Here is a 10726-nt window from a genome sequence, read left to right as displayed (position 1 = left end):
CCGGTGCGGCCGGCGCGGCCGTCGTCGTGCCGGCGGTCCCCGTCACCGCGTTGTTCGCCGGGGCCGGGGCCTGAGGGGCGCCCGGCTTGTAGTCGGCGAAGAAGTCCCACCAGGCCCGGTCGACCGAGTTCGGGTCCTGGAGGTACTGCTGGTAGATCTCGTCGACGAGCCACTCGTTGGCACCGAAGGCCGCGGCAGGGTTCTTGCCCGCTTGGTCGGTGTCGGTCGAGATGCTCGAGTTACTGGGGGACTGTGGCGACACGGCGTCAACCGCCCTCTTCCGCTTCACAAGATGATGGACAGCGGAAATTAAGGCTACGCCTCCCCGGCCGAGAAGGTCAGGCCGGGCCCGTTCAACGTCGCGTAAGTCACATCTCTGAGGGTGTTTCGGTGCGGGAAATGGCGGGAAACAAGCGTGGTTCCGCGCTGTCGCGGCGCAGTGGGCACGGGTCGGCCGCGGCCCGGGGCGCCCGCTCCGCGGGCCTGCGCGCGCATCCGGGTCCGCTCACACGTGTCCATCAGCGCGAACGCGGATGGATCTTGTGGTTCCGCTGGGCACCTTACGTCAACTTGGCGAGGGAGAAGTTCCCGGAAGGGTGATAAGAATTCGGCAGCCCCGCTCGGATTCGGCCACTCCGATCCGTCCGCCGTGGAGATCGACGGCCCAGCGGGCGATCGCCAGGCCGAGACCGGTGCCTCCGTCGCTGCCCGGACCGTGCGGCTGGTTGACGCTGCCGCGGTTGAACCGCTCGAAGACGCGGTGCCACTCGGTCCGCGGAATGCCGGGCCCCTCGTCCAGGATCTCCAGCCGGAGCGAGTCCGGCTGCGGGCCGGGCCGCGCCCTGACCGTCACCCGGCCGTGCGGCGGGCTGTGCTTGACCGCGTTGTCGATGAGATTGGCGACGACCTGGTGGATGCGCTCCGGGTCGACGTACGCGGTGAGCTCCGGCGGCCTGACGTCGAGGCTCAGGTGGACGTCCGTGCGGGTGTGGCCGCCGGAACCGGTGGTCATGCCAGCGCGCGCGGAGGCGACCATGTTGGCCTCCTTGAGCACGCCGGACAGGTACGGCCACACCTCGAACCGCTGCCGCCGCAGTGGGACGACCCCGTTGTCCAGGCGGGACAGGTCCAGAAGCGTCTCCACGAGGCGCCCCAGCCGCTCGGTCTGCTTCAGCGCCGTGCGCATGGTCTCGGGGTCGGCCTCGGTGACGCCGTCGACGATGTTCTCCAGCACCGCGCGCAGACCCGCGATGGGGGTGCGCAGCTCGTGCGAGACGTTGGCCACCAGCTCCTTGCGCTGGTGGTCCTGCGCCTCCAGCTCGTCGGCCATGACGTTGATGGTCTGGGCCAGGTCGCCCAGCTCGTCCCAGCGGTTCTCGCGGACCCGGCGGGTGTAGTCGCCGTGCGAGATGGACCGGGCCACCGCGTTCATGTCGTCCAGCGGCGCGGTGAGGGAGTGCGCCACGAACTGGGTGATGAGCAGGGTGGCGATCATCGAGAAGACCGTGATGAAGCGCAGCTCCGTCTCGGTCTGCACCGCGATCATCGACAGTCCGGTGGTGATCAGCACCGCGATGACGACCAGCGCGCCCAGCTTGGTCTTGATGGAGAACGGACGGACGCCGCCCCAGGGGCCGGGGTCCCCGGGGGCCCTCCGCCCGGCCGGCCCGTCGCTCATGGCGTCGGCGTCTCCAGGGCGTAGCCCACGCCGTGCACGGTGCGGATGCGCTCGGCGCCGATCTTCCGGCGCAGCGCCTTGATGTGGCTGTCGACGGTCCGGGTGCCGGAGGCGTCCGCCCAGTCCCAGACCTCGGCCAGCAGCTGCTCCCGGGAGAGCACCGCGCGGGGCGTGTTCGCCAGGCACACCAGGAGGTCGAACTCGGTGGGCGTCAGGTGGACGTCCTCGCTGCGCACCCGGACCCGGCGCTGCGCGTGGTCGATCTCCAGTTCGCCCAGGCGCAGGATGCCGCTGCGCGGGGTGGAGGCCGCCAGGGCCGCCCGCTCCATGCGGCGCAGCAGCACGTGCACGCGTGCCGCCAGTTCCCGCATGGAGAACGGCTTGGTCATGTAGTCGTCGGCGCCGACACCCAGCCCGACCAGCATGTCGGTCTCGTCGTCGCGCGCGGTCAGCATCATCACCGGCACCGGCCGCTGGGCCTGCACGCGCCGGCAGACCTCCAGGCCGTCGAAGCCCGGCAGCATGATGTCGAGGATCAGCAGGTCGGGCTGCCAGGCCTCCGCGGTGTCGACGGCGGACGGACCGTCGCCCGCCGTCTGCACCAGGAATCCCTCGGCACGAAGGCGGGTCGCGATGGCGTCCACGATCGTCGCGTCGTCCTCGACCACCAGGACCCGGCGCTGTGCGCCCGGGGTGGCCGCCGCCGTGCCGTTGTGGGAGGTGTGTGTCTGCTCCATCGCCCGCCCCTGAAGTGTGCTTCCCGGAATCCGTGGGGTGAATCCGTCCCTGCGCATGACTGCGATTGACGCTTGAATGATCCGCGTCCGTGCAGCAGCGTACGGGGAGTCACCACGGCTTTGCTATCCAGGTCGGACGGCGAGGTGCACGACGTCCGGAACGCCCCGGGCAACGGGGATCTCTTCGGTACGGACCTGCTGGAACCCGGCATTGCGCAAGGTTTCCTCGAAATCCGCGGACGGCCGGGCGGACCACACCGCGAGTACTCCGCCGGGGGTCAGCACCCGCGCGCAGTCCTGGAGCCCGGCGGCGGAGTAGAGCCCGTCGTTGCCCTCGGTGACCGTCCAGTCGGGGCCGTTGTCGATGTCGAGGCACAGCGCGTCGAACGTGTCGGACGTCTCATGGACGTACGCCACCAGGTCCGCCTCGACGATCTCCGCGCGGGGGTCGGCGAGAGCGCGCGCGGAGAACTCGGCCAGGGGGCCCGCGCGGTGCCACTCGATGACGGCGGGTTCGCGCTCCACCACCGTGATGCGGCCCCAGCGGGGCGCGGCGGCGGCGTGCGCGAGGGAGAAGCCGACGCCCAGTCCGCCGATGAGGACGCGCGGGTCCGGCCGCGGGCCGTGCCCCGCGCGGGTGTCGGAGGCGTCGAGCGCGGCCAGGGCGGCGTCGACCAGCAGGCGCTCCGAGCGGCCGTCGGAGGTGTCCATCAGGAAGCAGCCGTTCGCGATGATCTGCAGCAGGCCGCCGTGCCGGCGGAGGACCACCTCCCCGTACGGGCCCTCGCGGCGGTCCAGGACTTCGGGAATGTCGTAGGGGGTGGACATGCGTTCATCCTGGCAGCACTCCCCGTCCGGCGGGGCGCCGCCCGTCGTCCCGGGCCGTTCCCGGGCGGCGACCGGCACTCCCCGGCGGCCTCCGCGGACTCCTGCGGGCGGCCCCTCTGCGGCTCCCGGCGGGGCTCGGCGGACCTCGGGAGCCTCGACGGCCGGGCGACCCCGGCAACCCCGGCGATCCCGGGCGGACCCGGCAGGCCGGGGCGGACTCGGGCGGAAGCGGCGCTCCGAGGGGCTCCTCACCCGCCGGTCGCCGGGTGATCGCTGAGAGCGAACGCCGTCGTGCGCGACCCGGGAACAATCAAGGGCTCAGGAGCATTGAGCCGGTGTAACTCAACTTGACTGCCGAAGGGGAGATCATGGCTGCTGAGTCCGCATCGCTCGCCCTGCCCGTGCTGCCGCTCGACGACGAGGTCGTGCTGCCCGGGATGGTGGTCCCGCTGGACCTGAACGACCCCGAGGCGCGCGCCGCGGTGGAGGCCGCCCAGGCCGCCGCCGCGTCGGAGCCCGGGAAGCCCAGGGTCCTGCTGGTGCCACGCATCGACGGGACCTACGCCGCCACCGGCGTCCTGGGCACGGTCGAGCAGGTCGGCAGGCTGGCCGACGGCGACCCGGGCGCCCTGATCCGGGGCCGGGACCGGGTGCGGATCGGCGCCGGGACGACCGGGCCGGGGGCCGCGCTGTGGGTGGAGGGCACCCGGATCGAGGAGACCGTGCCGGAGCGCCCCGCGGGGTCGCCCCTCCGTCCGGGCAAGGGGGACCCCTATCCCGGCCAGGTGGCGGAACTGGTCACCGAGTACAAGGCGCTCGCCACCGCCTGGCTGCGCAAGCGCGGCGCCTGGCAGGTCGTCGACCGCGTCCAGGCCATCGACGACGTCTCCGCCCTGGCCGACAACTCCGGCTACTCGCCGTTCCTCTCCACCGAACAGAAGCTGGCCCTGCTGGAGACCACCGACCCGGTGGCCCGCCTGAAGCTGGCCACCCAGCAGCTGCGCGACCACCTCGCCGAGCAGGACGTCGCCGAGTCCATCGCCAAGGACGTCCAGGACGGCGTCGACAAGCAGCAGCGCGAGTTCCTGCTGCGCCGCCAGCTGGAAGCCGTGCGCAAGGAACTGCGCGAGCTGAACGGCGAGCAGGAGGGCGAGGACTCCGACGACTACCGGAGCCGCGTCGAGGCCGCGGACCTGCCGGAGAAGGTGCGCGAGGCCGCGCTCAAGGAGGTCGACAAGCTGGAGCGCTCCTCCGACCAGTCGCCCGAGGGCTCGTGGATCCGCACCTGGCTCGACACGGTGCTGGAGATGCCGTGGAACGAGCGCACCGAGGACGCGTACGACATCCGGGGCGCCCGGTCCGTGCTCGACGCCGAGCACGCCGGCCTGACGGACGTGAAGGAACGCATCACCGAGTACCTGGCGGTGCGTAAGCGGCGCGCCGACCGCGGGCTGGGCGTGGTCGGGGGCCGGCGCGGCGGCGCCGTGCTCGCCCTCGTCGGCCCGCCCGGCGTCGGCAAGACCAGCCTCGGCGAGTCCGTCGCCCACGCGATGGGCCGCAAGTTCGTCCGGGTCGCCCTCGGCGGCGTCCGCGACGAGGCCGAGATCCGCGGCCACCGGCGCACGTACGTCGGCGCGCTGCCCGGCCGGATCGTGCGGGCCGTCAAGGAGGCCGGGTCGATGAACCCGGTGGTGCTGCTCGACGAGATCGACAAGGTGGGGTCGGACTTCCGGGGCGACCCGTCCGCCGCCCTCCTCGAAGTGCTGGACCCGGCACAGAACCACACCTTCCGCGACCACTACCTGGAGGTCGAGCTGGACCTCTCGGACGTCGTCTTCCTCGCCACCGCCAACGTCCTGGAGGCCATCCCGGAGGCGCTGGCGGACCGGATGGACATCGTCCGCCTGGACGGCTACACCGAGGACGAGAAGGTCGTCATCGCCCGCGACCACCTGCTCCCGCGCCAGCTGGAGCGCGCCGGGCTCGCCGCCGACGAGGTCGCCCTCGACGAGGGCGCGCTGCGCAAACTGGCCGGCGAGTACACGCGCGAGGCGGGCGTCCGCACCCTGGAGCGGTCCATCGCACGGCTGCTGCGCAAGGTCGCGGCCCAGCACGAACTGGGCGAGCGGGAACTGCCCCTCACGGTCGGGGAAGACGATCTGCGCGGTCTGCTCGGACGGCCGCACCACGTGCCCGAGTCCGCCCAGGAACCGGCCGAGCGCCGCACCGCCGTCCCCGGCGTGGCCACCGGACTCGCGGTGACCGGCGCCGGCGGTGACGTCCTCTACGTGGAGGCGTCCCTGGCCGACCCGGAGACGGGTGCCGCCGGACTGACCCTGACCGGTCAGCTGGGCGACGTGATGAAGGAGTCGGCGCAGATCGCGCTGAGCTTCCTGCGGTCCCACGGCGCCGAACTGGAGCTCCCGGTCGGCGACCTGAAGGAGCGGGGCGCGCACATCCACTTCCCGGCGGGCGCGGTGCCCAAGGACGGTCCGAGCGCGGGCATCACGATGACCACCGCCCTGGCCTCGCTGCTCTCCGGCCGCCTGGTCCGCACGGACGTGGCGATGACCGGCGAGGTCTCGCTGACCGGCCGGGTGCTGCCGATCGGCGGGGTGAAGCAGAAGCTGCTCGCGGCGCACCGGGCGGGGATCACCACCGTGATCATCCCCAAGCGCAACGAGCCCGACCTGGACGACGTCCCCGCCCACGTGCTGGACGGGCTCGACGTCCACGCCGTGACCGACGTCCGCCAGGTCCTGGAGCTGGCGCTCGCGCCGGCGACGAACGGAGCGGCGCCGGAGGTCCCGGTGGCGGTGTGACGGCGTCACCGGACGAGTGGCGGCCCGGCCCCCGTGAGGGAGGTCCGGGCCGCCGCCCGTCCGGCACCGGGACCGACCGCACGGCGCCGGGGGTCGCCGGGGCCGGAGGCCGCCGTCGGGCCGGGCCTGCGAAATACTGGTGGGGCCCCAGCGGCGCCGCCACTCGGCGGGACCGTGGACGACCGGTGAGACCGAGGCAGGGACTGACGTGCACGAAGGCGGGAACGGCGGCGGTGAGGACACCTCGTCCCAGACGCCCGGCAGTGGTGTGGACCGGCCCGGGTTCCTCGCGCTGGAAAGGGAGCTGACGGTGCTGCTGCGCCGCGCCAGGGCCAGCCAGGGCGAGATGTCCCGCGCGGTCCACCCCGACCTGGAACCGTCCGCGTACGGGCTGCTCGTCCGCCTGGACGAGTGCGGCAAGCAGCGGGCCACCGAACTCGCCGCCTTCATCGGCGTCGGCAAGGCGACCATGTCGCGCCAGCTGCACGCCCTGGAGGAACTCGGACTCGTCACCCGCGAACCGGACCCCGCCGACGGCCGCGCCTGGCTGGTCGCCCTCACCCCGGAGGGCCGCGACAGGACGGGCAGGGTCCGCGAGGCCCGCCGCGCGCGCTACGCCGGCAGCCTCGCCGACTGGGACCCCGGCGAGGTCGTGGAACTCGCGCGGCTGCTGCGCCGGCTGAACCGGGGGATGGAGAAGTAGCGGAAGCCGTCGGGGGCGCCCGGCCACCCGCGGACCGCTCGGCCACCGGCGAGCCGCCCGGCCACCCGCGGGGCGGCCCCCGCCCGTCCGCCGGGACCGGGGGCTCAGAACTCCACGTACACGACCGTCGCGTCGTCGTGCGTCTTGCTCCGGCCGAGCAGCACCCGGTCCGCGTCCGCCCGCTCCAGGGCCCGGACGCGGTCCACCAGCTCCTGCGGCCCCTCCTTGCGGACGAGGGCGAGGCAGTCCGCCCAGTCGCCCTCGCCGAACCTCTCCACCCAGCGGGTCGCCCCGTCCGTCAGTGCGGCCAGGGCGCGCACCTCGGCGCGCGGCAGCGTCCCGGTGACCGCGCGCACCGCGACCGACGGATCGGCCGCCGCGGTGAAGAAGCCGCCCTCCCTGTTGCGCACGGTGGCGTCCACCAGCGCGTCCGTGGCCAGCGCCGAGCGGGGCAGCCGGGCCAGCCGGTCGTCCAGCAGCGCGGTGACCGTGCCGTCCGGGGACTCGACGAGCAGGGCCGAGTCGGACAGGACCAGGTACTCGACCGACTCCGGCGACCAGCGCGCCAGCACCACCGTCGCCTGGGGCGTACGGGGGTGAGAAAGGTCACAGGTTTCCGCGTGTGCCCCGGCGGTGCGGGAAACGGCCCGGGACAGCAGCTCCGCCAACGGGACATCCTGGAAGGAAACGGTCAGCTCGGCCAGTGCCCCGCCGAGGCGCGCGGTGAACCAGGGGACCGAATGCCGGCACCCCGTACCGTCCCGCGGCGGCGTGACCCCGTCCAGCAGGACCAGCGAACCGCCCTGCCCGGAGGCCGGAAGCCCGACGCTCGCGAAGTCCTCGTTGGGGCGGGCCGCGTCCCCGGGCTCCGAGACAAGTTCCGTACGCATCCGGCCAGTCTGCACGACCCCTCCACCAGGGCCCCCGAAGACCCCCGCAGCTCCCCGGACACCGGCAGCCGTGCAGGTCAGGCGCCGCGTTTGGGTGGGATTGCAGTGCTCCGCAAGCGCGTGGCGGCGAATCCTGCCACCGGCCGCCGCAGACGTCCAACCGGCGTGCCACGACGGGCCGCTGCGCGAGGCGGCGCGACTTGCTCCCCAACTCACCTCCGATGTTCACTCCTTCGAGTGGCGGGTCGGGTGATGCGCGTGCGGTGCCCCTGGGCACTGGGAGGGTCGGGGGGCGACGGGGGCGTCTCGCCGACCGAGCGCGACCGGCCGTCCGCCAGGGCGCACGCCCTCCACACGGGCGGGGCGCAGGCGCCTGTTGACGGTACGTCACCCCGACCCACGGGTACACGAGTCAGGAATGCGAGCACCGGTGCAGAAGACGCGGCCTCGTCGCACAGGCAAGCAGACGCCCTCCACGGGGGACGCAGAGCAGAAGCCCGCCGTCGGCCGGGGCCGCCCCACCCACGTGCGCAACCGGCTCATCGTGGCCGTCGCGGTCGTGGCCGCGGCGATCGCCGGCGCCGGGGCCCCCTCCCTGCTCACCGCCTCCGGGCAGCTGAGTGATTCCCAGAGCCTGGTGACCCGGGCCGAGCGGACCCAGGACGCCCTCGCCCTCGCGCACTCGCTCGCCGACGAGCGGGACGACGTGACGTCCTACCTCGCGGCCGGCCGGCCCAAGGCGAAGGCGCCCACCGAGCAGCACAGCACCCGCGTCGACCGGCAGGTCGAGGAATTGCGGGCCGACTCCGGCACCCCGGCCGGGATGCGCGACGACCTCGAGGCCATCGCGGCCCTGCGCAGGGCCGCGCTCACCGGCAAGAGCAGCGCGCTCGAGGCGCACCAGGCGTACTCCACCGCCATCACCCGGCTGCACCGGCTCGCCGAGCAGCTCGCCGAGGAGACCCCGCCCCGGGCCGGCTCCGGCTCCTACGCGCTCGCCGAGCTGGACACCGCCGTCCAGCAGGCCGCCGCCACCCGCGGACTGCTGCTCGCCGCGCTCAGCGTGCCGAGCAGCACCCAGACCGTGATCGACCCCGTCACCGGTCTGCCCGCCACGTCCACCTCCACGTCGGACGCCGACGCCGAGCGGCGCGACGCGCTGACCGCGGCCGCCCTCCAGTCCCGCGTGCGCTCCGACGCCGCGCTCGCCGACTTCCGCGAGTCGGCGCCCCAGGCCGCCCGCGCCTCGTACGACTCCACGGTCACCGGCCCCGAGGTCGACGCCGCCGAGAAGTACCTCGAGGACCTCACCGACGCGCCGACCCTCTCCGACGAGGAGCTCGCCACCGGCACCAAGAAGCTGGCGGCCGCGCTCACCGCCCGCGTGGAGGCGATGCGCGGAGTCGAGTCCGCCCTCTTCGACCAGCGGACCAAGGACCTCGCCCAGCTGCGCGACGACGACGTCACCGCGCTCGAGATCCGCGTCGCCCTCCTCGGCGCCCTGATGCTGCTCGCGGTCGGCGTCGCCACCGCCATGGCCCGCACCCTCACCCGTCCGCTGTCCGTGCTGCGCCGCGGTTCCGCCCGGCTCGCCGAAGCGGAGAACCCCGCCGCCGAGGAACCGGTCGCGTTCACCGGGCGCAACGACGAGTTCGCCCAGGTCGTCCGCTCCGTCAACGCCCTGCACGCGCACGCCGCACAGCTCACCGGGCGGATCACCACGCTGGAGGCCGACCGCAAGCACCTCGTCGCGCAGCGGCAGCGGATGGCCGACGCCCGCGAGGAGCTGCGCACCCAGGTCACCGAGTCCGCCGCCCGCCTGGAACAGCTGCGCAGCAGCATCGGCGGCACCTTCGTCAGCCTGGCGCTGCGCACCCTCGGCCTGGTCGAACGGCAGCTCGGCGTCATCGAGGGCCTGGAGGAGCGCGAGGACGACCCGGACCGCCTGGCCACCCTGTTCAAGCTCGACCACTTCGCCACGGTGATGCGCCGGCACAGCGAGAACCTCCTCGTCCTCGCCGGCACCGAACACGTCCGGCACTCGGCGAGCCCGGTGCCCCTCGTCGACGTCGTACGGGCCGCGGTCAGCGAGATCGAGCGCTACGAGCGGGTCCGCATCGCGGCGCTGCCGCCGCACGCGCACATCGCCGGGTTCGCCGCCGACGACGTCAGCCACCTGCTCGCCGAACTCCTGGAGAACGCGACCTCGTTCTGCCCGCCCGACCTGCCCGTCGAGGTCTCCGGCTGGCTCCTGGAGAGCGGCGAGGTCATGCTCTCCGTGCAGGACGAGGGCATCGGCATGACCGAGGAACGGCTGGAGCGGCTCAACGCCCGCCTGTCCGACTTCGACCCGGAGGCGCCCTACGAGCAGGAGGGCGAGGACGGCCTCGGACTCGGCCTGTACGTCGTCGCCCGGCTCGCCCAGCGGCACGGTGTGCGGGTGCGGCTGCGCAAGCAGAAGCAGGGCGGTGTCACCGCGGTCGTGGTTCTGCCGGTGCCCCTGCTGGCCGCCGCCACCCCGGGAGCCGTGCCCGCCTCCGGTTCCGTCGCCGACGGTTCGCCCCGCGTCTCCCTGCCGGGCGCGGACGCCGAGGCCAACTCCAACGTCCTGCACGGTCGCACGGAGGGCGGCGACCCGCTGGTCTCCCTGGCGGAGCGGACGGTGAGAGCGCAGGAGTCCGCGACGGAGGAACCCGCCGCGCAGGAGTCCCCGGGGAAGGGACCCGCCGCGGAGAAGTCCGCCGCGGAGGAGTCCGCCGCGCAGGAACCCGCGGTGGAGGAGTCCGCCGCGGAGGAACCCGAGCCCACCGCGGACGAGCACGCCGGGGAGCGGTCCGCGGAGCCCGCGGCGGACGACGCCACGGAGCCGGCACCCCCCGGGACCGCTTCCGCGACCACCTCCGGGACGGCCGGCGCGGCCGAAGCCGTCGACGGTCCCGGGGAGGGCCCGGCCGAGGGCCCCGCCGAGGGCCCGGAGACGACGCACGAGCGGCCCGCCGAGACGACCATGGCGCTGCTGATCCCGGCGCCCGCGCAGGCGCCCGACGAGCGGCCGGCCGGCGACGGGG

The 10726-nt window shown here is 73.9% G+C and carries 8 protein-coding genes; 3 read left to right on the top strand and 5 right to left on the bottom strand.

What is annotated here, in order from left to right; translation table 11 throughout:
• The 4 genes from AOK18_RS24595 to AOK18_RS24580 form a co-directional block, all read right to left on the bottom strand.
• Nucleotides 1-262: 2-oxoglutarate dehydrogenase E1 subunit family protein (locus tag AOK18_RS24595; protein ID WP_157865163.1), on the bottom strand; the 262-nt coding region annotated here is incomplete at its 3' end.
• A 303-nt stretch (nucleotides 263-565) separates the two neighbouring features.
• Complete coding sequence (locus tag AOK18_RS24590; RefSeq protein WP_055695740.1) at nucleotides 566-1678, bottom strand: sensor histidine kinase; 1113 nt, start codon at nucleotides 1676-1678, stop codon at nucleotides 566-568.
• Entirely contained in the window at nucleotides 1675-2415 is a 741-nt protein-coding gene (locus AOK18_RS24585) for a response regulator transcription factor (RefSeq protein ID WP_055574061.1), read from the bottom strand. Before AOK18_RS24585 ends, AOK18_RS24590 begins: the two co-directional genes overlap by 4 nt.
• Nucleotides 2416-2538: 123 nt before the next feature.
• Nucleotides 2539-3243, bottom strand: a complete 705-nt coding sequence (locus AOK18_RS24580; RefSeq protein ID WP_055695743.1) for a spermine/spermidine synthase domain-containing protein — start codon at nucleotides 3241-3243, stop codon at nucleotides 2539-2541.
• A gap of 368 nt (nucleotides 3244-3611) precedes the next feature.
• On the opposite strand from AOK18_RS24580, the gene lon reads away from it, so the two are divergent.
• Together lon and AOK18_RS24570 are read left to right on the top strand one after the other, a co-directional pair.
• Nucleotides 3612-6065 carry an endopeptidase La gene (lon, locus tag AOK18_RS24575; protein ID WP_055574063.1) on the top strand — a complete coding sequence of 818 codons (2454 nt, stop codon included), beginning with the start codon at nucleotides 3612-3614 and terminating at the stop codon, nucleotides 6063-6065.
• Between the two features lie 208 nt (nucleotides 6066-6273).
• Nucleotides 6274-6768 carry a MarR family winged helix-turn-helix transcriptional regulator gene (locus tag AOK18_RS24570; protein WP_055695739.1) on the top strand — a complete coding sequence of 165 codons (495 nt, stop codon included), beginning with the start codon at nucleotides 6274-6276 and terminating at the stop codon, nucleotides 6766-6768.
• Nucleotides 6769-6872: 104 nt separating this feature from the next.
• Here the strand turns inward: AOK18_RS24570 and AOK18_RS24565 are convergent, their stop codons facing one another.
• On the bottom strand, nucleotides 6873-7658 hold the full coding sequence (locus tag AOK18_RS24565; RefSeq protein ID WP_055695738.1) for a protein phosphatase 2C domain-containing protein: 786 nt from the start codon (nucleotides 7656-7658) through the stop codon (nucleotides 6873-6875).
• Between the two features lie 418 nt (nucleotides 7659-8076).
• On the opposite strand from AOK18_RS24565, the gene AOK18_RS24560 reads away from it, so the two are divergent.
• Nucleotides 8077-10726 (top strand): sensor histidine kinase (locus AOK18_RS24560; RefSeq protein ID WP_055695742.1); only part of this gene is annotated, 2650 nt, incomplete at its 3' end.

The organism is Streptomyces prasinopilosus (genome assembly GCF_001419695.1).
Classification (GTDB): domain Bacteria; phylum Actinomycetota; class Actinomycetes; order Streptomycetales; family Streptomycetaceae; genus Streptomyces; species Streptomyces prasinopilosus.
Note: the sequence above shows the minus strand (reverse complement) of the source record. Positions and strands in the feature narration are given on the sequence as shown.

Coding starts and splice junctions, on each gene's coding strand:
- AOK18_RS24590 (WP_055695740.1), bottom strand. CDS start 1,678: ATGAGCGACGGGCCGGCCGGGCGGAGGGCCCCCGGGGACCCCGGCCCC.
- AOK18_RS24585 (WP_055574061.1), bottom strand. CDS start 2,415: ATGGAGCAGACACACACCTCCCACAACGGCACGGCGGCGGCCACCCCG.
- AOK18_RS24580 (WP_055695743.1), bottom strand. CDS start 3,243: ATGTCCACCCCCTACGACATTCCCGAAGTCCTGGACCGCCGCGAGGGC.
- lon (WP_055574063.1), top strand. CDS start 3,612: ATGGCTGCTGAGTCCGCATCGCTCGCCCTGCCCGTGCTGCCGCTCGAC.
- AOK18_RS24565 (WP_055695738.1), bottom strand. CDS start 7,658: ATGCGTACGGAACTTGTCTCGGAGCCCGGGGACGCGGCCCGCCCCAAC.